This window comes from Acetobacterium sp. KB-1 (assembly GCF_003260995.1).
GTDB lineage: Bacteria > Bacillota > Clostridia > Eubacteriales > Eubacteriaceae > Acetobacterium > Acetobacterium carbinolicum.
Genome location: NZ_CP030040.1, coordinates 1,015,548 through 1,039,567 on the forward strand (window position 1 = coordinate 1,015,548; position 24,020 = coordinate 1,039,567).

The following is a 24,020-nucleotide window of genomic DNA, read 5'->3' on the forward strand; positions in this document are numbered from 1 at the left end:
GATGGCAGATCAGGATTCAATCAAAAAAGCCAAGGACTTTGGGTTTGACCGTCCAATGGCGAAACGGAATTTTCATGTCAAAGGAATGGATGATGTGGATTGGGGCATGAAGACCCGATTGTCAAAAATATTTGACTCCCGCAGTGGTCATACCATTATGCTGGCCTTTGATCACGGTTATATCATGGGGCCTACCCAGGGATTGGAGCGCATGGATCTGGCCATCCCACCGCTTTTAGACTATGCGGACGTCCTCATGGCTACCCGGGGCGCTCTGCGAACCTGTATCCGACCGGATCATAACAAAGCCATCGCCCTGCGTTGTTCTGCCGGAAGTTCGGTTCTAAAGGAGGATATGAGCAAGGAAATCATCGGTGTCAATGTCGAAGACGCGATCCGGATGAATGCAACCTGCATGGCGATTCAGGCCTTTATCGGGTCTGAACACGAATGCCAGAGTATTGAAAATATCATCAAAACCGTGGATGCTGGCAACCGATATGGCATCCCTACCCTGGGCGTGGTGGCGGTGGGTAAGGAAATGGAGCGAACCACCAAATACTTTTCTCTGGCCACCCGGATGCTGGCTGAATTCGGGGTCCAGATTGTGAAGGTCTATTACTGCGATAACTTTGAAGAAGTTACAGCGGCCTGTCCGGTCCCCATTGTTATTGCCGGTGGTAAAAAAGTTCCCGAAAAGGACGCCCTGGAAATCACCTATCAGGCGATTCAAAAAGGTGCTGCCGGAGTCGATATGGGGCGGAATGTCTTCCAGGCGGGTAATCCGACGGCAATGATCCAGAGCATCCGTAAGGTAGTTCATGAAGGTTTTACCGGTGCCGAAGCCTTTGCGTTTTACACTGATCTTTCTTCTCGTTAATTTGTCGTTAATCACAATAAAGGCTGTATTGGATGAGCAATTCATCCAATACAGCCTTTATTTAATCAGGAATCCAATTTTAGAACGGCCATAAATGCTTCTTGCGGTACTTCAACATTACCAACCTGGCGCATTCGTTTCTTGCCTTCTTTCTGTTTTTCCAGCAGTTTTCGTTTTCGGCTGATATCACCGCCATAACATTTGGCCAGAACATCTTTACGCATCGCCCGGATTGTTTCTCGGGCAACGACCTTGGTACCAATCGCGGCTTGAACGGGAATTTCAAACATCTGCCTTGGAATTTCTTCTTTTAATTTTTTGGCAATCAACCGTCCCCGATTTGCCGCTTTGTCCCGATGAACAATAAAAGATAAGGCATCCACCAGTTCGCCATTGAGCAGAATATCCAATTTAACCAGATCCGATGGCCGATATTCTTTGATATCATAATCAAACGATGCGTAACCCCGAGTCCGGGATTTAAGGGCATCAAAGAAATCATAAATAATCTCATTAAGGGGCAATTCATATTTCAGGATAACGCGATTTTCTTCAACGTAATCCATTGTCAGGTAGACACCCCGACGTTCCTGACACAATTCCATAATGGCGCCCAGGTATTCCGACGGCACCATGATGGCGGCATTGACAATCGGTTCTTCCATGGTTTTAATCTCAACCGGACCGGGAAGATTGGCGGGATTATCCACCCATAGTTCAGTGCCATCGGTTTTGATGACCTTGTAAATAACGCTTGGGGCCGTAGTGACCAAATCAAGATTGAATTCCCGTTCCAATCGTTCCTGAATGATCTCCATGTGGAGCAAACCAAGGAAGCCGCAGCGGAAACCAAAACCAAGGGCCATCGATGTTTCGGCCTCATAAAGCAGCGATGCATCATTAAGTTGTAACTTAGCCAAAGCTTCTTTTAAATCTTCATAACGGGAACCGTCAGCCGGATAGATACCACAAAAAACCATGGAAGTGACTTTTTTATAACCCGGCAAGGGTTCTTTGGCTGGGTTGCCGGTTTCGGTGATGGTATCGCCAACCCGGGTATCCCGAACATTTTTTATTCCAGCATTGACATAACCAACATCGCCAGCACAGAGTTCGTCGATTGGGAACAACCCTTTGCCAAAAACGCCGACCTCATTAACCTCGAAGGTTTTCCCCACGGCCATCATATCAATTTTCATGCCTTTTCTAATTTTTCCCTGAACCACCCGAACTGAGGCAATAACCCCCAAATACTGATCATAATAAGAATCAAAAATCAGTGCCTGTAATGGTGCATCAACATCGCCTTTTGGTGGCGGCACTTTTTTGACAATTGCCTCCAGTACCTCACGGATGTTAAGCCCGGCTTTAGCCGAAATCAGCGGCGCATCCTGGGCTTCAATACCGATGACATGTTCAATTTCATCCTTGACCCGCTGGGGATCGGCACTTAGCAGATCGATCTTGTTAATGACAGGAATAACCTCCAGATTGTTGTCCATCGCCAAATAAACATTGGCTATGGTCTGGGCTTCAATCCCCTGGGAGCCGTCCACAATCAGCAGTGCCCCTTCACAGGCCGCCAGACTGCGGGAAACCTCATAGGTAAAATCCACATGACCGGGAGTATCAATTAGGTTTAAGATATATTCTTCACCATCATCAGCGGTATAGAGCAAGCGGACGGCCTGAAGCTTAATGGTAATACCCCGTTCTCGTTCAATATCCATATTATCCAAAAACTGCTCTTCCATGTCGCGTTTGCTCATCAACCCGGTGTCTTCAATGAGTCGATCCGCCAGGGTTGACTTACCGTGATCAATATGGGCAATGATGGAAAAATTTCGTGTATGGTGCTGTTTATTTGTCAATTTTATTATCCTCTACTTTCAAATCTATATCAATGGTTAAACGGTTCTTTATATCACTAATTTTTATACCTAGATTCATATTCTATCAAGAAATATTTTTTTTGTCACGTTTTTTCTTGATAATCCGCTTTAAATGTGTTAGAATTGCTATGTTATAAATAAATGAGGGGGGTGAACCCATGGCTAACATTAAATCGGCTATGAAACGAGCTAAAACAAATGAAATCAGTCGTCTGCGAAATAAGATGGTGAAAACTAATCTTAAGACTTCTGTAAAAACCTTTGATCTTGCAGTTACTGAAGGTAACGTAGAAGCAGCGCAAGAAGCTTTTCGTTTAGCAGCAAAGAAAATTGATATGGCTGTTACAAAAGGTGTTTTACATAAAAACACTGCAGCACGTAAAAAAAGTACTTTGGCTAGAATCTTAAACAAGATGACTGCTTAATTACCTCATTTATATATTCCCAAAACCCGTGTCTCTAGGGTCTATCCAAAGATGTACTTACTCAGGTACATCTTTTTTTTGCGCGAAGGCAACGAGCCCATCACAAGCTTGCTTGTATTATATCGACACCCCGCTCGTATCGTACCGATGTTTTTTTGCATCGGTACGAAGTGATCAGGATTTATCTGATCTTCATCAAAAACAATTCCAGGGCAAAATTTTGATCAATCTCCCCCAATTTCATCTGGGCATCCAGGTCTGCCCCGATCACCATAACCTCCCATAAATTATTGATGGGATAATTTTTCCCGTTTTTTAAGATCTTGTTGACAATAAAAGGAGCCAGTTTCATTTCAGTCGCTACCGCTTTGGCCGACAGTCCCCGGGCGTTGTAAATTTTGACCATCAGCAACATCCGGATTTGTCGTAGCAGCAGACTAAAAACCCCAAAGGGAGATTCCCCTTCAAGATAAAAATGGTTGAGCATCAGCAGGGCCTGATCTTTTTGCCCGCTGACCGCATAGTCGATCAGCTTGAAAATCCCCTCTTCAGTAGACTGGGGTAGAATCAACAAAATGTCTTCCCTGGTTATCTCATTGCGGTCCCCAGTATAATCAATCAGGCTGTTGAGTTCATTATCCACCATTTCCATGGTTTTTTTCTCGTTCATTAAATACATCGACCGCTGCATAAAAAGTTCCAATTCGGAACGGCTGATTTTTTTTCCGGCATTTTTAATCCGCCGGGTAATCCAGGCTGTCAAATCACTGGCATCGAGTTTTTCAAACACCACCAGAGAACCGGCCTTGGTTAGACTTTTGTACAGTTTTTTGCGCTTGTCCGGCTGTTCCCAGTAGATAATTAGAAGTGTCGATGGACTGGGTTTCTCCAGGTAAGCGGTAATCCGATCCAGAGCTTTTTTATCGGTGATTTTATCGAGCTGTGCCTCTTCCCGAATGATAACCATTCGCTTATTACTCATCATCGGCAAGGTTTCACAGGTTGCCAGTAGTTCCGACACATCCACGTTTTTATCACTGTAGGTGGTTAGATTCAAGGGTTCCAGACCCTTTGCTATCTCAGTACCAATCAGCGTTTTTTCCATCATATGACCGATGTACTGTTCTGGGCCGGTGAATAAATAGACCGGGCTTATTTCCTTATTTTTTACACTTTTACTTAGTTCTTTATAATTCACAGCGTTTCTCCATTAGTTTAAGTTGAGTCTTATTAATGACGGATACGATTCGTTGAAGTTTAATTCACATAGTGATTGATACGGATAAATTCTCCGTTGCTGGTAATTTCCACAGCGCCTCTTTCATCGGTTCGCAGTGTCATCATTTCTTGCGCGGCTAAACGATCCATTACCACATCGCTGGGATGGTTAAAAAAATTATTAGCCCCGACCGAAATCACTGCTATTTCCGGATCAACCGCCTGAAGAAATGCCAGACTGGATGAAGTTTTGCTACCATGATGAGGAATTTTGATGATTTGAAAATCTTGTTGACTGCTAAGGGCACGAAATTCTTTTGCCAGTTTTTCTTCAACCTCGGCTTCAATATCGCCACATAAAAGCAGATTGAACTTTTGATAGGAAACTGACATCACCAGCGAGGCATTATTCTGTTGTTCGTCCTCTTTGGGGATGATTGTCCCTTCGGGATTATATACCTTAATGGTCACACCGTCACTCCCTTCAATGACTGATCCCTCTTTTAACAAAGAAACCGGAGCCAACTGCTGATCAAGAAGCGCTTCATTATTCGTATGAATACTCATAAATAAATTTTTAACCGGATAACCATCAAAGACCAGTTCCTCAACCCCCTGACTATGATCCACATGGTTGTGAGTTAAAAAGATGGCATCCAGAGCTCGGATGTTTTTTGAATACAAGGCGGGATACAGCACCTGATCTGAAACCCGATTGGATCGTTCAAAGAGATAGCCGCCGCCATCGACCAGATAGTTCAGCCCGCCCGGGGTCTCAATCAAAATACTGTCACCCTGACCGACATCAAGAACCGTTACTACCAGATTTTTGGGAAACAGCGACGTTGCCATCACTATTAGCGCCAGCACTAGTCCCAAACTCATTACCGTGTTTCGAACATAAGGCTGGCGGAGATAAAAATAGCCTGAAATCAGAAAGACCAGCAGTAAAAACAGTCCCGTTTCAGCCAGGGATAATCCGCCACGGTTTATCCACAAAATATTTGCAACCTTTCCCAGATCATTGATTCCATCCAGCACGACAATAATAGACTCCCCTAAGAATGCCACCGGTAGGGACAAAACAGGAGCTAAAACGGGCACGATCGAAATGATCATCAGAAAACCCATCCCGGCTAGCAAAAATACGCCAATCAAGGGGACTACCAGCAAATTAGATAAGAAACTTATCAATGTAAAGCTCTTAAAATGGTATAAAAGAATCGGCATTGTGCCCACTGTGGCACAAAAAGTCAAGACCAGGCCCTGAACCACCGGGCCGGATTTTATTTTATTGTGCACCCGCTTTTTATTACGCCATTTCTCATACAAATACAGTAATGGACGATAAAACAGGATAATCCCGAGTACCGCACCCATCGATAGTTGAAAACCGGCTTGAAATAGTTGTGCCGGCCAGATCCCTAAAATCACCAGTCCGGCCAAACTAAGTTGATTCAAGGCATCCCGTTCCCGATGAATTCCCTGTCCCCAAGTCAGGCACAGGAGCATAATCGACGCCCGGATCACCGATGGTGCGAACCCGGTGATGGCAATGTAACACAGTAAAACCGGGGTCAGAAAAATGATCCAATAACGCTTTTTTATCTTTGCCATTATCAGCAGCAAGGACAGCGCCAGGAACACATACCCCACATGGAGTCCAGAAACCGATAAAACATGGGTGACGCCGGCATCTTGAAAGCGCTTCGTCAGATTCTCATTGATATTTTTTTCACCAAAAACCACACCCTTGAGCAAATCTGACACATCCTGTGAAAAGCTGACCTCCAATTGATTTTCCAAGGCTCTTTTAATACCCAATATCTGGTAGAATACTGTCGTTTCCTGACCGACGTGTAAAAGATTGTCGGGTTTGATCGTCAGCAACCCGTCAATAGACCGGGATTTTAGATACAGGCCATAATCAAAACCGCCAGGATTTCTTTTTCCGGCCGGCTTTGACAGTTTACCCTGTAATAACAGCACATCACCAGGTACAAGGTTTAATTGCTGATCTGTGGCAGTCGCTAACGCTTCATTCTCGTCGGTCGCGTTCGCATCTGCCTGATAGTAGAGCGTTGCTCGGATCCCCTTTGCGTCCTCAAGACGATTGTTCTTCTCTGCAGTCGTGACCAGTTCTTTAGTCGTTAGATTGATGGTTAAGCGATTTTCAAAGCGAATCGGATAATCGGTGACTATCCCGATAAGCGAAACGTCTTTTTCATAGAAGGTTTCCAACGCATCCGACTCCGGAAAGGCTCCGTAGCCCAAAATAACACCTGCCCCGAATAACCCAAGGACGAATACCATCTGGGCGATTTTGATATTTTTGAGAAAGAACGGCACTCCTGCCAGAAAGCCGATGAAACCAAGCATCACCCAAGGCGGTAAATGATAATAAACTCCGGCAATACCCATACTTAGGGTAATAAATCCCCATAATAACGGTCGCTTCATTTAAATAACCTTAAAGGGTCCCTTATTACCAAGTACCGTTAATTTCATTTTCAATACTCCTAACAATTTTATCTTAATTATACACCGATTATCTTCTTTTTAGTACGGGTAACCCTGTTTTTTTTAAGATATTTTGTTATAATATGAAAATAGATTAAAGACAATCCGAAAGAAGGGACAGCCAATGATTAATTTAACAACCAATCGTTTTTATGCCTCCGATGAAGTGAAGCTGACTTATTATGAAACACCCTGCCCTGCCAACCCAAAGGGTGTCGTTGTGATTGTTCATGGCATGGCCGAACATGCCAGACGCTATCATGAATTTATGGACTTTTTATATTGCCACTCCTACCTGGCTGTCATTCACGATCAGCGAGGGCATGGTCAAACTGGCATAGATTCTGGCAATCCCGGTTTTTTTGACAGCAGTAATGGCTGGAAACGCGTTGTCGCAGATGTTAGAGAGATCTCCGGCATGCTTAAAGAGATCTACCCGGATCTACCCTTGTTTATCGTCGGACACAGCATGGGTTCAGTGGTAACCCGAACAGCTGTCATCGATCACGCCGAACTCTATGACGGGGCTGTTATTATTGGCACCACCATCGGCATCAACAGATTTATGCGTAAAACGGCCAGCCTTATTGCCCGCTGGGAGATCCGAAAAAAGGGTGAGAAAACACCTTCTAAACTGCTTTCTGATCTTTCCTTTGGCAGCTACAATAAAAAATTCAAACCCAACCGCACCGAATACGATTGGATTTCCATGAACAAAAACAATGTCGATGCCTATATCGAGGATCCTCTTTGTGGATTTACCTGCAGTGCCGGATTTTACCGCGATTTATTTTATGGTATTGACTACTCAGCAAAGGCGTCCAACCTTAAAAAAATCCCCAGCGATTTCCCCTTCCTTTTTTTAGCTGGTCGGGATGACCCTGTCGGGGGGATGGGCAAAGAAGTGGTTCATATCACCCGAAAATTAAAAAATGCTGGCGCTTTAGAGGTTAATCTCATTCTCTATCCACTGATGCGACATGAAATTCTTAATGAAGATAAACGAGATCTTGTCTATCGGGACGTACTACGATTTTTGAATGCCTAATAAACTATCTAAACAAAAAGGAGGTCCCTCGATGACCCATAAAGTATATGTCTTCGGGCACCGCAATCCAGATACCGATTCCATCTGTTCTGCCATTGCTTATGCCCACTTAAAACAAACCCTGGGACATCCCCAGGTCTTCCCAGCCCGATTGGGGCCGATCAATAAAGAAACCCAATTTGTTCTGGATACCTTTGGGGCAGATTTGCCCGAATTGATCAAAGATGTCAAGCCCCAGGTTTCCGATCTGGTTCTCACCGATTTTTCGATGGCCAATGAGAAGGACTCCGTCTCCAAAACGATGGGGCAGATCATCGATCATCCCGGCCGCTCCCTGCCAGTGGTCAGCGATGACAACAAACTGATCGGTATGGTTTCCCTGTCAGACATTATTCCAGCTTACACAGATGCTTTTTCAAAATCCCTGCTACGGGACAGCGAAACCCCGCTGAAAAACATTATTGAATTGCTAAGCGCCCGTGTTTACGGATCAATCAAATCCGAATTGGTGCACGGGGATGTGTACACCATCACCGAAATAAAGGCGGGTCAAACCCTGGGAAGCGAGGACATTCTGGTCACCGTTGAGCAGGATATTTATCTAAACCGGGCTTTATCCACCGGTGCTGGCATCATTATTGTTTCAAACGCGTCTCCGGAGTTTGACATGCCAATTTCCAACGACTATCAGGGGACTATTCTAACCGTTGCCTTTGGTCCCTTTGAAGTTATCCGTCTTCTATGTCAGGGAATTCCGATAAAAAAATATTACCAGAAAAATAATCTGGAGTATTTTATGACCTATGAAACCATCGATGATGTCAAAAAAAATATTCTGACCTCTGATCATGATCGCTTCCCGGTAGTAGATGAAGACGGAAAGGTCATTTCAACCATTTCCCGGAGTAACCTGATTGACTTTAGCCGCAAGAAGGTTATTCTGGTAGACCACAATGAGCGGAATCAATCCATTATTGGTGTCGAGGAAGCTGAGATCATTGAAGTCATCGACCACCATCGCGTGGCCGAAATACAAACCGCCACACCTCTCTATCTTCGCATTGAACCGGTTGGCTGTACAGCAACCATCGTTGCAAAAATGTACCATGAAAATAAAATCCCGATCCCTCGTGTGATGGCGGGTCTGATGCTCAGCGCCATTATCTCTGATACGCTACTGTTTAATTCACCCACCTGCACCAAAGAGGATCGGACAATCGCCAGGAAATTGGGTAAAATGCTTGCGATTGACGTTAAAAGCTACGGTGAAAAAATGCTCGTGGCCGGTAGTAATTTAAAAGAAATGCACCCTTTTGAAATCCTATCCACTGACCGGAAACTCTTTACCATGGGGTCCTATAAAATTGGGGTATCTCAAATTAACACTGGGGATTTCCGGGGAATATTTAATAAATTGGATGGGGTTCTACTGGAAATGAATAAATTGTGTGAGGAAGAACACCTGGATCTGACCCTTTTAATGGTCACCGACATTATCTTAGGAGGAACCGAGTTGATCATCGCCGGGGACGCTAAAAATCTTGCTCAGCTGGCGTTCGGTTTCCAACCCGGGGAATTCAGTAAATACATGAATGGCGTTTTTTCGAGAAAAAAACAGATCGTTCCGCCATTGATGAACGCCTCAGCTTATTAGTGCCAGTACTGAACAAACACTGGATAGGCACTGACTACAGATACTATGAAAATTGGTGATGATGATGCAAAACAATAAATTTAAAACTGGTAGCGCTTTTCGCCTTGGCAATTTTATCCTGGCTGCTGCCTTGATACCGCTTTTATTAACCGGATGTGTGGAAAAAGAACTGATTAACGATCCCACAACCGGTGCAATTATGCCTACTAAAAATTTAGAAACCCTGATCGACGGCCAGTATACAGCCACGACAAGCTACTATGATGGTAGAGGTTACGCTCAACAATTAAATATTTTCATCAAGAACGGCCTCATTACCAAGGTGAATTTTCAAGAAATTGATCGAAGTAAAACTGATCGCTTGGCTGTGGATGGCCCCGATAAAACCTGGCCAAATTTAGTTGTAACGAATTTAAGTAGCCTTTACCTCCGGCTTTATAACGAACTGATCTCTTCTCAAAACCCTGATGAAATAGATGCTATCTCTGGGGCGACCCAAACATCTGAACGCTATGTAAAATTAGCAAAGAAAATTTTTGCTCAAGCTAAAAAAGGTGATCAAGAACCAATAAAAATTGATACCCTTGATACCTACACGATCATCACCCCACCCGATCATGATGGCTATCAAGGGGTCCTTGAAGCCACTTTTAATGGTTCAACTTTGACTGCTCTTAATTACGATGAAATTATAACCGAAGACGGAAAATCAAAACGCAAATCAACTGATTCTCCGGAAAACGCAGATTTTAATGCTTTATTTGACACAATAACTCAAACAGCAGTCAATAATCAATCCCTGGAATCAGCATTTCCTGCCAATGATGCAATCCATGAGAAAGCCAAATACGAGGAGTGTCTGCGACTACTAAGAGAAGCGAGATCGCCCTTTTGATGCCTTACCAATTTAAATTTTATTACTTAAATTCAACTGAAATTCTTGACAAATGTTAAAGCTGTGTTATAATAAAGCAATGGCCAGTGCATTTATGCCAACAATTCTAAGCTGAAAGAAGGTGAAAATAATGGAAAATAATACTTTTGGTACTCGATTAAAGGCGTTGCGAATTTCTAAACGACTTACTCAGGAAAATTTTGCCAATCTTTTCTATCTTAACAAAAGCTCTATCTCTAAATATGAAAAAGATAAGAATTTACCGGAAAACCAATTACTGATTAAGATCGCTGATTTTTTTGAAGTTTCTGTTGACTATTTATTATGCAGAACCGACCAGCCAAAACTTTTACCAAGCAATCCCAAACCGATGACCTGTGAAGAATTTTTAAAATCTTACGTGTTTTCCAACGAAGAAGTTGATTCTTTTTCTTCTTACTTCTCTTTCCCTGAAAGCTACAAGCAGGAAGTTCTTGATTTTATTAATTTTAAGAGTTCCAGCGGGAAGTAATTAAAAACGATGAAAATTATGTTTACATAGCTTGTTATAAATAAAAGAAACACGGAATCCGTGTTTCTTTTTTAGTTTTTTTTATTTCACGCAAAAATATAAAGAGTCTGATTGTCAATCAAACTCTTACTATTCTTAGCTCGTCGTTACTCGCCCAGCAGATAGGTTAAGGTAAACAAACTATCTGTAATATTTACATTTTCGACAACAACATCACTGGGGACATCCAAATCCAATGGACTAAAATTAAGAATCCCTTTCACCCCTAATTCGGTTACCTGAGCCGCCACCTTCTGGCCCACCTCCCGGGGTACGCACAAAATAGCAATATCGATTTCATTGGACTTAACAAAAGCACCCAGTTCTTCCATATGTTTTACAACCACACTACCAACGACAGTCCCAACCATGAGTGGATCAACATCAAAGACGCCCTTTAGGATGACACCTTCCCGCCTGAAGCGTTCATAATTGGCTATGGCATGACCCATATTTCCAGCACCGATAATAATGCAGTTATATTCACTATCAAGACCAAGAATCTCCTTGATCGCTTCCTTTAATTCTCCCACGTTATAGCCATAACCTTGCTGACCATAACCTCCGAAGGAATTTAAATCCTGCCTGATTTGAGAAGCTGTCAGTCCCATTAAACTTGCTAGTTCTCGGGATGATATTTTTTCGATATCATTGAGCTGTAAATCACTTAAATATTGGTAATACTTTGGCAACCGTTTAACAACGGTCATAGAAACTTTTTTTGAGAAGCGATGCATGATAACTTCTCCTTTCTTTCGGATAATGATTAATTATATCAATATGTATCAATTACGTCAAATTATTCATTTTAATTTGTGGATTTTTTTGATAGAATAGTAAAAGTGAACCTAAAATAACTGAACTAAAACGAAAACAGGTGAAATAATGTTAATCAATATAGAAAATTTGCATTTTAGTTATGGCATCCATGAAATTTTTAATAAACTCAATCTTTCCATTAACGAAAAAAAGCAAATCGGTCTGGTCGGCCGAAATGGCACCGGGAAATCAACCCTCTTAAAACTGATTACCGGAGAATTGATTCCCGACACCGGGCGAATCAGTATAAAAAACGGACTATCGATCAGCTACTTATCCCAGGAATCCAATGTCGCCGAAAATACCACGCTGCTTGAGATGCTTACCGATGTTTTTAAACCGCTGATCAAGATGGAAAAGCGAATCAAACAGATCGGTGATGCCATTACGCGCGCTTCTGGTGAGGATCAGGAAAAACTGATGCTGGAGTTTGGGGAGCTTCAGGAAAGCTTTGCCAAAAATCATGGCTACGAATACCCCAGTCGCATCCGCGGGGTTATCAATGGCCTGGGCTTTAAGGCAGAAGACCAGAACAAAGCCTTCTCAATGCTCAGCGGCGGTGAAAAAACGCGGGCTACTCTGGGTCAGATTCTGCTTCAGGAACCGCAACTGCTCTTACTCGACGAACCGACCAACTACTTAGACATCGATGCGCTGCAATGGCTGGAACAATACCTGAAGAATTACCCCGGAACCTTTATCATCGTGTCCCATGACCGCTATTTCATTGACAAGGTATGTACCTCCATTATCGAAGTGACGCAGAAAAATGTTAAGGAATATCATGGCAATTATACCCAATACGCCGTTAAAAAACGTCAGGATCTGATGGAACAAAACCACCAATATCAGCAACAAATGAAAGAAATCAAACACCAGCAGGAAGTCATTGATCGGTTTCGGGCCTATAACTCCATTAAAAGCTCTAAACGGGCTTCCAGCTGGGAAAAGGCCTTAAACAAAATTGAGCTACTCGATAAAGTCGAAACTACTCATAACAGCCATTTTAGCTTTATTCCCCGGGTTAAAAGTGGCAATGATGTTTTAGCGGTAACCGGGCTCAAAAAATCCTTTGATAATCGTCTGCTTTTTCAAAATATGAATTTCGAAATTCATCGCGGCGACAAAATCGGTATTATCGGACCCAATGGCGCTGGTAAAACGACCCTCTTTCGCATCTTGCAAGAAAAACTGGCCGCTGATGCTGGTGAAATTCGCCGGGGTCAAAAAGTTCATATCGGCTATTTCGATCAGGAGCATCAGGATCTAAAGAAATTCTACAACGAAAATCTTTTAGAAGCGCTGTGGGATGTTGATTCAAAATTGACTGAAGGCGAACTGCGAAATATCCTGGCAGCCTTTTTATTTGTGGGTGACGAGGTCTTCAAACCAATCAACACCCTATCCGGCGGTGAAAAGGCACGATTGCTACTGGCCCGTCTGATGATCTCCCAATCGAACTTCCTGCTGATGGATGAGCCCACCAATCATATCGACATGGATACCAAGGAAATTCTTGAAAGTGCCTTGAGCCAATATGAAGGAACGCTACTATTTATCTCGCATGATCGATATTTTCTTAACCGGATCTCAACACAGATCTACCAATTTTCTGCCGATGGTATGGAAATCCATCTGGGCAACTATGACGACTATGTAAAACATAAGACCGATGCTTCCGAACGGGAAGCGGTTATTGCGGCTGAAAACAAAACCGTCCCAACTAAAACACAACAGAAAACGGATCGCAAGAAACAAAAAGAAGAAGAAGCCAGAATGCGGCTCTTAAAGAAAAAAGTTAAAGAAATCGAAGAAGACATTCTAACAACGGAACAAAAAATCGAGTCCATTGAAGCCGCGATGTGTGCCCCGGATTTCTACGATAATCTCACCCTGGCAGCAGAAATCAATCTCACCTATGAAGCGCACAAGCAACAGCTGTCTGAACTGACTGATTCCTGGGAGATCGCCCTGATGGCTCTGGAAAACGAGTAAACTTTAATGCACAACTGTGATTTTGTAAAATACTTTAAAAAATTTTGGAGGAAACAATGAAACTAACAACGAATGAAAAAAGAGTCTTAAATACCCTGTTTAAAGATGTGAAAGGCACCACCAGAAATACTATGCTGATTGCCCTGTACGCCGCTAAACCAACTGATGACGAATCCCCGGATGCCCAGGCAATGATCACCCTGCTTAACGGTCTGATTGTCAAACTGGCTGAATTGGAACAACCAGAAATGGAAGTACTTTTTGCTGGTATCCCCTACGATGTTGACTAAACGTTTCTAAATCCTTAAAAATAAAAGGCAGCCTCGAATGAGACTGCCTTTTATTTTATTTAAATCGATTAATCGTAATGATGTAGCCTTAAGGCTTACATCATTGGCATTCCGCCCATACCGCCTGGCATTCCGCCCATACCGGCATCTTCGCTAGGAAGATCGGCAACTGCTACTTCAGTCGTTAAGAACATTGCCGAAACACTGGCTGCGTTTTGAATCGCAGAACGGGTTACCTTGGTTGGGTCAATGATTCCAGCCTGGAACATATCAACAAACTCACCTTTAGCAGCGTCATAACCAACGCCAACTTTTTTACCAGCCATTTGCGAAACAATAACAGAGCCTTCAAGACCAGCATTATCAGCAATTTGACGCATTGGTTCTTCGATGGCCCGACGGATAATGTAAGCGCCAGTTTTTTCGTCGCCTTCGAGGGTTTCAATTAAAGCATCAACTTTTGGAATCGCATTGATATAAGCAGTACCACCACCGGATACAACGCCTTCTTCAACCGCTGCTCGAGTCGCATTCAAGGCGTCTTCAATTCGATATTTGATTTCTTTAAGTTCAGTTTCGGTGGCTGCACCAACCTGAATAACCGCTACGCCACCAGATAATTTAGCCAAACGTTCCTGTAATTTCTCTTTATCATATTCTGAAGAAGTTTCTGGAATCTGCGCTTTGATCTGACGAATTCGTTCGGCCACCGCGTCTTTGTTTCCGCTACCTTCAACAATAATAGTATCTTCTTTATCAACTTTAACCTGACGGGCACGACCTAATTGTTCGATGGTGGTAGTTTTGAGTTCCAGACCTAGTTCATCCGAAATAACTTCGCCACCCGTTAATGCCGCAATATCAGCCAACATTGCTTTACGTCGGTCGCCAAAGCCGGGTGCTTTTACAGCGACACAGTTAAAGGTTCCTCGTAATTTATTAACAACCAATGTTGCTAATGCTTCGCCTTCGACATCTTCCGCAATGATTAACAGTTTGCTGCCAGATTGAACGATTTGTTCCAGAATCGGTAAAATTTCTTGAATATTTGTAATTTTTTTGTCTGTGATTAAGATATATGGATTATCAAGGATGGCAACCATTTTTTCGGTATCCGTTGCCATGTAGGCTGATAAGTAACCACGGTCAAATTGCATCCCTTCGGTAAATTCCAGTTCAGTACCCATGCCTTTGCCTTCTTCAACTGTGATAACACCGTCATCACCAACTTTATCCATGGCTTCGGAAATCAGTTTACCAATTTCAGCATCAGCTGCCGAAATGGATGCAACCTGAGCGATTGCTTCTTTGCTTTCGATTTTTTTGCTGTTTGCTTTTAATTCTTCAACAACAGCCACAACTGCTTTTTCAATTCCTTTTTTGAGGACCATTGGATTTGCACCGGCAACAACATTACGGTTACCTTCTCGAACAATTGCCTGAGCCAATAAGGTGGCTGTGGTTGTTCCATCACCAGCAACGTCATTCGTTTTGGTAGCGACTTCTTTAACCAGCTGAGCACCCATGTTTTCAAAGGCATCTTCCAGTTCAATTTCTTTGGCAATGGTTACCCCATCATTGGTGATGGTTGGTGAACCATATGATTTTGCTAAAATAACATTTCTTCCTTTTGGTCCTAATGTTACCTTAACGGTGTTTGCTAATTTGTCTACACCAGCGATCAGTGATTCTCTGGCATCTTCACGAAACTTTATTTCTTTAGCCATATTATTTTCCTCCTGTTTTTCTAAATTTTATTATTCTACGATTGCTAAAATATCAGCTTGACGGATGATTAAAAACTCTTCATCGCCAATTTTCACTTCATTACCGGAGTATTTGGAATAGATAACTTCATCATCTACCTTAACATCCAATGGCACTTTTTTGCCATCAATAATTTCTCCAGTTCCAACTGCAACTACCTTACCCTGCTGTGGTTTTTCCTGGGCAGATCCTGGTAAAACAATTCCACCTAAAGTTTTTACTTCTTCAGCTTTAACTTTAATAACTACTTTGTCACCTAAAGGTCTTAAACTCATTTTTTCCTCCATTTGATTATATTGGGTACCTTGTACCTTTTTTTCTTTTATTAGCACTCATTCATCCTGAGTGCTAATAGTATTTTAAATGATTTGCAGATTGATTGCAAGTGTTTTTTCCCTTTTTGTTGATCTTAATTTTTTTTAAGATTGTTTTAATTTTTAAAGAGGATACAGTTCTCTTTATATAAATGCGTTTACCCTTTTAACTTAAGCATTCTTCCCTGACTCGTTTCATTACCGGGTACCAATTTTTAAACCTGGAATGCCATTAAGACTCAGGTCACTTTCTTCCCCATTGATATAATTATAATAAGCCATCGAACCGATCATGGCGGCATTATCGGTGCAGAGAATGGGATCAGGATAGAACAGGGTCATGCCTGCTGCTGCTGCTGCCTGCCCCATCATTTCACGCAATAGCGAATTGCAGGATACCCCTCCGGCCATACAGATGGTCTTCATGCCAATGCTTTTGGCGCAGGCGATGGTTTTGCTCACTAACACCTCGATAACAGCCATCTGGAAAGAAGCCGCCACATCATTGGGATTGATCGCTTCGGTTTTCATTTTTTTGCCATTGAGATAATTAAGCACCGCTGATTTTAAGCCACTAAAGCTAAAATCATACTGGGTTTTATCGAGCATCACCCGCGGAAAAGGGATCGCGTCGGGGTTGCCATTTTTTGCCGCCGCATCAATGGCCGGACCACCAGGATATCCCAGCCCCAAAACTCGGGAAATTTTATCAAAGGCTTCCCCGGCGGCATCATCAATGGTTCGTCCCAAAACCTTAAAGGTCTGGTAATCTTCCACTAATACCAGATGACTGTGGCCACCAGATACTACCAATGTCAGAAAGGGCGGTGTAAGCTCTGGATACTGCAGAAAATTAGCCGCAATGTGACCTTCGATATGGTGTACGCCAATCAGCGGTTTTCCCAGACTGTAAGCCATCGCTTTTGCCGTTGAGAGACCAATTAGCAGTGCCCCCACCAAACCCGGACCGTTGGTCACGGCAATGGCATCCATCTCAGCCAGGGTCAGCCGGCTTTCTTCCAGGGCTTCATCGATGATATAAGGCAGTTTGGTCACGTGATTGCGGGAAGCAATCTCCGGCACTACGCCCCCATATTTTTGATGAATATCAATTTGGGAATAAATCCGATTGGTCAGTATTTTTCGACCATCTTCTACAATGGCCACAGATGTTTCGTCACAGGATGTCTCAATGCTAAGAATTTTCATGTTTACCTCGATTAAATTTACAATTTATTTGTTCGTGTTTGTTTAAATAACACCAGCCCCGTTGTGAGGGTCGTCAGCCCCAGAGGTACCAGGATGTAGGCGACCATTCGACCGATCATGGTAAAGAAAAAAGGCTCGGGTACAATCCAGATGAGTCGGTCAGTTGATGGATCCATAATCCATAAGTCGTTCGAAAAAAACAACTGATGGAAAAGAATGAACGTGTCGCTAAAATTAAAAATAAAGCATGCGCCAATAATCAGAAAGATCACCATAAAAATAATCGATCCATAAAATAAAGCCTTGAGTATGGCCTTCTTGTTGTATTTTAAAAGAATCACAAAGGCTATCAGTGCCAGACTCATCGCCGCGTTTCGAAGGCCAAGAAAGAATAACAGCAGATCTCTGACATCATCCATATGGGTGATTTCTTTCTCGTTGAAAACAGACACATAATCCACTACGTTTTTGGCATTTTCCGGAGCCAAACGGGCTTTGATGTCAAAATCCTGCCGGTTTCCCTTTAAGTAGCTGATCATTTCAGTGACCACCAACTCCATATCCGGGGGATAAACACCAGTGTTTTTAGTGACCTGATTCTTTTCCATCTGGTCCATATAAAACGCTTTGTCAAAGACTGCCACTTCAATGCCGCTGATAAAAATTATTACTGGAAACAAAATTCCCAGCAACACCGAAAATATTTTAATGCTTTTATTCAAGTCCATACCTCCACATGATGATTGCGTCCATTCCCAGGCCATAGTAATCTTTACGTCGACCCTCCCGGGTAAACTTATTTTTTAAATAAAAATTAAGGGCCGGCTGATTATCCCCTCTTACTTCCAGGGTCATTCCCACACAGCCTTTCTCTTGTGCCAGAGCAAGCATCGCATTCATAATGCTTTGCCCAACCCCGATCTGTCGATAAGCTTCTAGCACCGCAATATTAGTTATGTGCGCTTCGTCAATTACCTGCCAAAAACCGCCAAACCCTATAATTTCGCCGTCCGCTTCGGCCACAATATAATTTGAGAGACAGTTTTTTATTTCGGCATGATAGGAATCCTGGGTCCAATTATGTAAAAAACAAGCCTGATCCACCTTAAAAACCCCAGGGACATCCTGGGACCTCATTAAACGATAGCGGACCATCATTTTTTATGCTCTTCGGCGTAGGAAGGCCGGATGTAAGAGGGTTCCACTTCCAGATAATGGCTGGTTTCGCCTTTTAATGCTCGCTCCAAGACCAGGGCACCCGCTGATGACGCCCGATTCATGTTGAGATAATTAGGTACCAGCCGGGCGGTTGGAAGGGCTTCTTGCAGGATTTGTGAAAACCGCGGTAAGCCATCACCCAAAAAATAGATGGTCTCATTTCTCGCTTTTAAAAAAGCAATGAGATCATCAATTTCCATCACTGCATCGGCCATATCCCGAACCAGCTGGTCGTCCTCAAAATGGAAAACCCCGGTATAGGTCTGGTTTCTCTGGGCATCCAGGAGCGGACAAATCAGACCCTTGGCAAAGGGAATATTCATCGCCAGGGCTTCCAGGGTGGACACCCCGACCACCGGTTTATTGAGGGCCTGGGCAAATCCCTTAACAGTAGCCATGCCAATACGCAGCCCGGTAAAAGAACCCGGACCGGAAACAATGCCAAAAACATCAATATCCGCTATGGAAAGCCCCCCATCACTGAGCAAATGATCAATAGCAATCATCAGTTTCTCCGAGTGTTTTTTTTGATGATTAATAATCATTTCGCCAACTAATTTTTCTTCATTTAATATGGCAACCGATGCCACAATGGTCGATGTATCAATGGTGAGTGTATTCATTTTTTATCTTTCCTTCTCAAATTATATTATCATTAAACTTTTGAAAATTCTTCTATTTTACAAAGAGAAGGTACCGATCATCACTTATTAGTGATCGGTACGCTTTCTCATTAAATTTCTTTATTTCTTTTTAAGCTTTGCGAGTGCAGTCAACTCTTTATCAATTTGTTTTAGTTTTTCGTCGGAGAAAAACTCGTCGGGAAGTAATTTCTGAGCCTTATCAAAACAGATCCCCATTTTGATGGCCATCTGCAGATAGTCACTTTCAAAAGTTTCATCGCCAAAATAATTTCTTAAAATCTTCATGACATCGTCATCGTCGACCAGCTCCCGTACTTTAGAGTGGATGCCGAGGTACTCTTCATCATGGCCGCCAAACAGACTTTTGAAAAAGCCCTTTTTCTTTTCAGTGCAATTAACCAATTTTTCAAAGGTAATCCCCACCAAGGACTCATCTGAATTGACCAGTTCAATAATCTTATCAATACACTCCTCAGTAAATATCCCATTAGAAAACTCGACTAACTTACGCAACGGGGTGTTGGCTAACATGGTCATAAAAAAATCGTCTTCTCTATTATGGTCATTTCCCATAATCTCTTCAAAACCAGACAGCAATAGTTTTAGAATGGTTTGTCCCCGATCCGTTTTTTCAAAATCACTGAGATAGGATAACGGGTTAATGGGATGGATCAGATCTTTGGTAATCTGAACCGAATAAACAATTGGTAAGTCCCGACTGGATGACCCGATATAGATCTGGTGACTGCCTGACTCATGTTCCCAGGATTTGGTGGTGGGATTGTAGTAAGTAAAGTCACTGAGTCCCAGCTCAAAGCTTATCTCAGCCGAACGCCCTCCGGGGATAAAGACTTTCTTAAATCCACGGAGTTCCCGAATTGGACGAAGGATGGCCGTATCGGATTTTCCAGTATAAAGTTGTATGATCTCTTTGCCGTTCATCACGCCGGTATTGGTGACCTGACATTTAACCGTGACCGTTTTTTCGGCATCGATTGTCAGCTCGGATTCTTCGATCGGTTGATAGTCAAAATGGCTATAGCTAAGCCCAAATCCAAAGGGAAAACGGACCTTCTTTTTCGTAAAGTCGTAATAGCGGTACCCCACAAAAATACTCTCACCGTACACCACCTCATCGTGGATACCGGGAAAATTAATGTAAGCCGGGGTATCCTCCAAACGCATGGGAATGGTTTCTGCTAGTTTGCCACAAAAATTATTTTCTCCAACTAAGAGTTTAGCAATCGCATCACCGCCACCCTGACCGCCTAAAAACATCTCAATGATGGCCTTGGGTTGGTGTTCCCAGCTCATATCCACAATGCCACCATTTTGAACAATTACCACTGTTTTAGGCTGAACCTTGCAGATCGCACCAATCAGATCAAGCTGTTTTTGAGGCAGCTTCAAGTGAGTACGGTCATAACCTTCTGACTCATCGTGATCCGGCAAGCCCACAAATAACAGGGCCATTTCCGAATTTTTTGCCACCTCCACCGCCTGTGCGGCCAGATGTTTTTGTTCTGCCACCTCATCATGGATATAACCCTGATGAGGAAATAATTGAATTTCACCTTTTATCAGTTTTTTAAGGTGTTCGTAAGGCGAATCGATATGATAAGGATTGATTTTCGAACTGCCACTACCTTGATACCGAGGATCAAATGCCATACTACCGATAATCGCCAGTTTCTTTATCTTAGTCCCGTCAATCGGCAGAATGTGATCCTCGTTCTTTAGTAACACGATGCTCTCAACTGCCGCTAACTGGGCAATTTTATGGTGGCCTTGAGGTTCAATTTCTGTCGGTGTGGCATAGTTTCTGCGATTTTCCTGAGCCAGAAACGAAAACCGAATCAACCGTTCCACCATTTCATTTAAAACCGTAATCTTAAGCTTGCCTTCTTTAACCCGATTAAATATTTTTTGGTTATTGACGCCACCATTACCAGGCATTTCCAGATCCAGTCCGGCGAACACGCCTCTGACCCGATCATAGACAGCGCCCCAATCGGACATGACGATCCCTTCAAACCCCCACTCCTTCCTGAGCAGTTGGGTCAGAAAATAATTACTCTGAGAGACAAACTTGCCATTGATACTATTATAGGAACACATCACCGCCATTGGTTTACCTTCTTTTACGGCAATCTCAAAAGGTTTTAAGTAAATTTCCCGCAGCGTCCGAATATCAATTTTTTCATCCACCGTCATACGCCGGGTTTCCTGATTGTTGGCCAGAAAATGCTTGACCGTGGTTCCCACACCATGCTCCTTGGCTCCGATAATAAAACTTTTTCCCAAGCGACCAGACAATAACGGGTCTTCCGAAAAATACTCAAAGTTCCGACCGCAAAGAGGCGATCGTTTGATATTAATTCCTGGTCCTAGTATCAGATCGACACCCATTGCTCTGGCCTCCAGGGCGATAGTTCTGGCTACAAACTCAAGTAGCCCTTCATCCCAGGAACAGGCGGTAAGAACTGCTGGAGGAAAACAGGTAGCAGGTCTTCCCTGAGGTATTCCCAAGGTTCCCTCCGTTTCAACTACGCGCATACCATGGGGGCCATCAGCCATGAACACTGGCTCGATGCCGTACTTTGAGTAACTCATCGTTTCCCAGTCAGTTCGGCCCGAACAAAGCGAGACCATTTCTTCCAGACTCATATTTCTTCGTATTTTTTTAATTAATCCTTCATCCATAATTACAACATCTCCTTAATGGATTAACTAGATTTATTAACGTTATGCTTTCTTTTTACGCATTGCCAAGGATTTTTTAGCACAGGCATCAACCGCCGAAATGATGGCATCTCTAAAACCTTTAGCCTCCAGAACCCGAACGGCTTCAATGGTAGTTCCACCAGGCGTACAGATCTGATCTTTTAATTTTCCCGGATGCTCGCCGGACTCAAGAACCAGTTTAGCAGCACCATAAACTGCCTGAGCTGACAGCCGATAGGCCTGATCACGGGGGAAACCATGAAGTACTCCCCCATCAGCCATGGCCTCGATGAGCAGCATCGTATAAGCTGGTGCTGAGCTGGCAATCCCGGGGACCACATCCATCAGTTTTTCGCTAATGATTTCAGTCTTGCCAAAACTTTCAAAAATCGCGATAACATCCTGGATATCTTCTGGTGTCATGTGCCCATCCGGACAGAGGGTGGAATCGGATTCACCTACGAATGCCGGGGTGCTGGGCTGGGTTCTGATTACTTTTACATCCCGGCCCAAAAACTCCTTAATGTCTTCAAAACCAACGCCCACTGCAATAGAGATGATAATCACCGATGGTTTGATACTTCCGGCAATTTCCTCCAACACCTTAGAATACAAAAAAGGCTTCACTGCTAAAACCAGATAATCAGCTTGTTCCGCTACTGCCACATTGGATTTTTGAATGTTAACCCGATATTCTTTGGCTACCTGATCCCTTGCTTCAGAAGAGGGATCAAAGCATAAAATATTTTCCGGTAGAAACAATTCCCCTCTCACCAAACCACCAATCATGGCCTTTGCCATATTTCCGCAACCAATAAAACCAATTTTATTTTTCACTTTAACTCCTTATCATCTTATGCTAATGTACTGTTTGTAATCGACCGTTCGTTATCAAATCATTCTTTTACACACATCGACTGATCATAAACCGTTTTGCCGATTAATTTTTACATAATCTTTATACCCTCTATTTTAGACTTTAATTCAACCCAGTGCAAACCTAAAATAGAAAAACCCACTAATTCTTAAATTAATGGGTTGATCAGATAATTTTCGCTTGTTTGTTTTTATAGATCCGGTTCGACAATTTCTTTGCTACCGTTATAGATCTTCGAGATGGTAAAGATGATCAATGCCACCCAAATAAATCCGAAACCAATGAGATCTACCATCGTGAAAATTTCTCCATAAAGAAATACCCCCAGAAACAGCATAATGGAAGGTGTGATATATTGAAAAAAGCCCAGTAGTGAAAAAGATATGTCCTGAACCCCTTTGGCATAAAGTAGTAGCGGAATCGCGGTAACAACCCCCGCCAAAACAGCCAATGCCGTCACCACCGGACTGCCAAGCGCTATCACACCTTGTCCCTGACTTTCAATATAAATCATCGCAACAAAGGCAAACGGTGCCACGACAGCCGTTTCCAGAATTAGTGAGACAATCGGGCTGGCATTAAGTTTCTTCTTAAAGACGCCATACAAGGCAAAGGTAAGTGCCAAAACGATGGCTACCACTGGAAATTTGCCGATTTTTAGGGTAATGAAGACAACTCCGACCAATGCGAGTAAGACTGACAGACTTTCCCATTTGTTAAAACGTTCCCCAAAGAATAGGGCACTGAATAATACCACTACCAGTGGGTTGATATAATAGCCCAGACTGGCATCAATGATAAAATTGGCATTCACAGCCCAGATATAGGTATACCAGTTAAGCGACACCATGATCCCACTGAGGATACAATAAATGAACCTTTTTCTATCTAATAGTACCGTTTTTATTTCTGGCCATTTTTTAATGATGGTAACAAAAATTACACAAAATATAAAAGACCAGAAAATGCGCGAAGCCAGGATATAAAGCGGTGACACTTCTTTGAGTGCCTTCCAATAAATCGGGAGGATTCCCCATAAAACATATGCCATCATGGCGCTGATAATACTCTTTTGCATGGT

The 24,020-nt window shown here is 42.9% G+C and carries 21 protein-coding genes; 8 read left to right on the forward strand and 13 right to left on the reverse strand.

Annotated elements, in window-relative coordinates:
* The first annotated feature begins 1 nt into the window (after position 1).
* Positions 2–880, forward strand: a complete 879-nt coding sequence (gene lsrF / locus DOZ58_RS04725; RefSeq protein ID WP_111887254.1) for a 3-hydroxy-5-phosphonooxypentane-2,4-dione thiolase — start codon at positions 2–4, stop codon at positions 878–880.
* Positions 881–945: 65 nt separating this feature from the next.
* Here the strand turns inward: lsrF and lepA are convergent, their stop codons facing one another.
* The gene (lepA, locus tag DOZ58_RS04730) at positions 946–2,751 is read right to left on the reverse strand and encodes a translation elongation factor 4 (protein ID WP_111887255.1); all 1,806 of its coding nucleotides are present in this window, start codon (positions 2,749–2,751) and stop codon (positions 946–948) included.
* A 179-nt stretch (positions 2,752–2,930) separates the two neighbouring features.
* Here lepA and rpsT point away from each other — a divergent pair, with 179 nt between their 5' ends.
* The gene (rpsT, locus tag DOZ58_RS04735; protein WP_111887256.1) at positions 2,931–3,197 is read left to right on the forward strand and encodes a 30S ribosomal protein S20; all 267 of its coding nucleotides are present in this window, start codon (positions 2,931–2,933) and stop codon (positions 3,195–3,197) included.
* 181 nt (positions 3,198–3,378) lie between these two features.
* Here the strand turns inward: rpsT and holA are convergent, their stop codons facing one another.
* Together holA and DOZ58_RS04745 are read right to left on the reverse strand one after the other, a co-directional pair.
* Positions 3,379–4,395: a DNA polymerase III subunit delta gene (gene holA / locus DOZ58_RS04740; protein ID WP_111887257.1), complete on the reverse strand. Its 1,017-nt coding sequence runs from the start codon at positions 4,393–4,395 to the stop codon at positions 3,379–3,381.
* 59 nt (positions 4,396–4,454) lie between these two features.
* The gene (locus tag DOZ58_RS04745; protein WP_111887258.1) at positions 4,455–6,875 is read right to left on the reverse strand and encodes a DNA internalization-related competence protein ComEC/Rec2; all 2,421 of its coding nucleotides are present in this window, start codon (positions 6,873–6,875) and stop codon (positions 4,455–4,457) included.
* Positions 6,876–7,059: 184 nt separating this feature from the next.
* Between DOZ58_RS04745 and DOZ58_RS04750 the strand changes: the two genes are divergently transcribed.
* From DOZ58_RS04750 to DOZ58_RS04765, 4 genes are all read left to right on the forward strand, one after another.
* Positions 7,060–7,983 carry an alpha/beta hydrolase gene (locus DOZ58_RS04750; RefSeq protein WP_111887259.1) on the forward strand — a complete coding sequence of 308 codons (924 nt, stop codon included), beginning with the start codon at positions 7,060–7,062 and terminating at the stop codon, positions 7,981–7,983.
* A 31-nt stretch (positions 7,984–8,014) separates the two neighbouring features.
* Positions 8,015–9,637 carry a putative manganese-dependent inorganic diphosphatase gene (locus DOZ58_RS04755; protein WP_111887260.1) on the forward strand — a complete coding sequence of 541 codons (1,623 nt, stop codon included), beginning with the start codon at positions 8,015–8,017 and terminating at the stop codon, positions 9,635–9,637.
* A 157-nt stretch (positions 9,638–9,794) separates the two neighbouring features.
* The gene (locus DOZ58_RS04760) at positions 9,795–10,532 is read left to right on the forward strand and encodes an FMN-binding protein (RefSeq protein WP_162624425.1); all 738 of its coding nucleotides are present in this window, start codon (positions 9,795–9,797) and stop codon (positions 10,530–10,532) included.
* 130 nt (positions 10,533–10,662) lie between these two features.
* Positions 10,663–11,043 (forward strand): helix-turn-helix domain-containing protein, encoded by a 381-nt coding sequence (locus DOZ58_RS04765; RefSeq protein ID WP_111887262.1) that lies wholly within the window; start codon positions 10,663–10,665, stop codon positions 11,041–11,043.
* A 146-nt stretch (positions 11,044–11,189) separates the two neighbouring features.
* On the opposite strand, the gene DOZ58_RS04770 is transcribed toward DOZ58_RS04765, so the two are convergent.
* Entirely contained in the window at positions 11,190–11,819 is a 630-nt protein-coding gene (locus DOZ58_RS04770; RefSeq protein WP_111887263.1) for a redox-sensing transcriptional repressor Rex, read from the reverse strand.
* Positions 11,820–11,967: 148 nt separating this feature from the next.
* Here DOZ58_RS04770 and DOZ58_RS04775 point away from each other — a divergent pair, with 148 nt between their 5' ends.
* Entirely contained in the window at positions 11,968–13,896 is a 1,929-nt protein-coding gene (locus DOZ58_RS04775; protein WP_111887264.1) for an ABC-F family ATP-binding cassette domain-containing protein, read from the forward strand.
* A 56-nt stretch (positions 13,897–13,952) separates the two neighbouring features.
* Positions 13,953–14,186 (forward strand): hypothetical protein, encoded by a 234-nt coding sequence (locus DOZ58_RS04780; RefSeq protein WP_111887265.1) that lies wholly within the window; start codon positions 13,953–13,955, stop codon positions 14,184–14,186.
* A gap of 95 nt (positions 14,187–14,281) precedes the next feature.
* Here the strand turns inward: DOZ58_RS04780 and groL are convergent, their stop codons facing one another.
* From groL to rarD, 9 genes are all read right to left on the reverse strand, one after another.
* The gene (gene groL, locus DOZ58_RS04785; RefSeq protein ID WP_111887266.1) at positions 14,282–15,913 is read right to left on the reverse strand and encodes a chaperonin GroEL; all 1,632 of its coding nucleotides are present in this window, start codon (positions 15,911–15,913) and stop codon (positions 14,282–14,284) included.
* A 30-nt stretch (positions 15,914–15,943) separates the two neighbouring features.
* Positions 15,944–16,228 (reverse strand): co-chaperone GroES, encoded by a 285-nt coding sequence (gene groES, locus DOZ58_RS04790; protein WP_026394612.1) that lies wholly within the window; start codon positions 16,226–16,228, stop codon positions 15,944–15,946.
* Between the two features lie 237 nt (positions 16,229–16,465).
* On the reverse strand, positions 16,466–17,476 hold the full coding sequence (tsaD, locus tag DOZ58_RS04795; RefSeq protein WP_111887267.1) for a tRNA (adenosine(37)-N6)-threonylcarbamoyltransferase complex transferase subunit TsaD: 1,011 nt from the start codon (positions 17,474–17,476) through the stop codon (positions 16,466–16,468).
* 17 nt (positions 17,477–17,493) lie between these two features.
* The gene (locus tag DOZ58_RS04800) at positions 17,494–18,198 is read right to left on the reverse strand and encodes a TIGR01906 family membrane protein (RefSeq protein ID WP_162624426.1); all 705 of its coding nucleotides are present in this window, start codon (positions 18,196–18,198) and stop codon (positions 17,494–17,496) included.
* Positions 18,191–18,634, reverse strand: coding sequence for a ribosomal protein S18-alanine N-acetyltransferase (gene rimI, locus DOZ58_RS04805; RefSeq protein ID WP_111887269.1), 444 nt, complete (start codon positions 18,632–18,634; stop codon positions 18,191–18,193). Before rimI ends, DOZ58_RS04800 begins: the two co-directional genes overlap by 8 nt.
* On the reverse strand, positions 18,631–19,317 hold the full coding sequence (tsaB, locus tag DOZ58_RS04810; RefSeq protein ID WP_111887270.1) for a tRNA (adenosine(37)-N6)-threonylcarbamoyltransferase complex dimerization subunit type 1 TsaB: 687 nt from the start codon (positions 19,315–19,317) through the stop codon (positions 18,631–18,633). The genes rimI and tsaB overlap by 4 nt, the downstream gene beginning before the upstream one ends.
* A 120-nt stretch (positions 19,318–19,437) precedes the next feature.
* Positions 19,438–22,041, reverse strand: coding sequence for a glycoside hydrolase family 3 C-terminal domain-containing protein (locus DOZ58_RS04815; RefSeq protein ID WP_111887271.1), 2,604 nt, complete (start codon positions 22,039–22,041; stop codon positions 19,438–19,440).
* A 42-nt stretch (positions 22,042–22,083) separates the two neighbouring features.
* Positions 22,084–22,899 (reverse strand): pyrroline-5-carboxylate reductase, encoded by an 816-nt coding sequence (gene proC / locus DOZ58_RS04820; protein ID WP_111887272.1) that lies wholly within the window; start codon positions 22,897–22,899, stop codon positions 22,084–22,086.
* A gap of 230 nt (positions 22,900–23,129) precedes the next feature.
* Complete coding sequence (rarD, locus tag DOZ58_RS04825) at positions 23,130–24,017, reverse strand: EamA family transporter RarD (protein WP_111887273.1); 888 nt, start codon at positions 24,015–24,017, stop codon at positions 23,130–23,132.
* Positions 24,018–24,020: the final 3 nt, after the last annotated feature.

What these genes read in the sequence shown, in the direction of transcription:
- rimI (WP_111887269.1), bottom strand. Translation starts at nt 18,634, where the DNA reads ATGATGGTCCGCTATCGTTTAATGAGGTCCCAGGATGTCCCTGGGGTT.
- DOZ58_RS04750 (WP_111887259.1), top strand. Translation starts at nt 7,060, where the DNA reads ATGATTAATTTAACAACCAATCGTTTTTATGCCTCCGATGAAGTGAAG.
- DOZ58_RS04755 (WP_111887260.1), top strand. Translation starts at nt 8,015, where the DNA reads ATGACCCATAAAGTATATGTCTTCGGGCACCGCAATCCAGATACCGAT.
- groES (WP_026394612.1), bottom strand. Translation starts at nt 16,228, where the DNA reads ATGAGTTTAAGACCTTTAGGTGACAAAGTAGTTATTAAAGTTAAAGCT.
- rpsT (WP_111887256.1), top strand. Translation starts at nt 2,931, where the DNA reads ATGGCTAACATTAAATCGGCTATGAAACGAGCTAAAACAAATGAAATC.
- lsrF (WP_111887254.1), top strand. Translation starts at nt 2, where the DNA reads ATGGCAGATCAGGATTCAATCAAAAAAGCCAAGGACTTTGGGTTTGAC.
- DOZ58_RS04770 (WP_111887263.1), bottom strand. Translation starts at nt 11,819, where the DNA reads ATGCATCGCTTCTCAAAAAAAGTTTCTATGACCGTTGTTAAACGGTTG.
- DOZ58_RS04765 (WP_111887262.1), top strand. Translation starts at nt 10,663, where the DNA reads ATGGAAAATAATACTTTTGGTACTCGATTAAAGGCGTTGCGAATTTCT.
- DOZ58_RS04775 (WP_111887264.1), top strand. Translation starts at nt 11,968, where the DNA reads ATGTTAATCAATATAGAAAATTTGCATTTTAGTTATGGCATCCATGAA.
- DOZ58_RS04815 (WP_111887271.1), bottom strand. Translation starts at nt 22,041, where the DNA reads ATGGATGAAGGATTAATTAAAAAAATACGAAGAAATATGAGTCTGGAA.
- groL (WP_111887266.1), bottom strand. Translation starts at nt 15,913, where the DNA reads ATGGCTAAAGAAATAAAGTTTCGTGAAGATGCCAGAGAATCACTGATC.
- DOZ58_RS04745 (WP_111887258.1), bottom strand. Translation starts at nt 6,875, where the DNA reads ATGAAGCGACCGTTATTATGGGGATTTATTACCCTAAGTATGGGTATT.
- rarD (WP_111887273.1), bottom strand. Translation starts at nt 24,017, where the DNA reads ATGCAAAAGAGTATTATCAGCGCCATGATGGCATATGTTTTATGGGGA.
- tsaD (WP_111887267.1), bottom strand. Translation starts at nt 17,476, where the DNA reads ATGAAAATTCTTAGCATTGAGACATCCTGTGACGAAACATCTGTGGCC.
- tsaB (WP_111887270.1), bottom strand. Translation starts at nt 19,317, where the DNA reads ATGAATACACTCACCATTGATACATCGACCATTGTGGCATCGGTTGCC.
- DOZ58_RS04780 (WP_111887265.1), top strand. Translation starts at nt 13,953, where the DNA reads ATGAAACTAACAACGAATGAAAAAAGAGTCTTAAATACCCTGTTTAAA.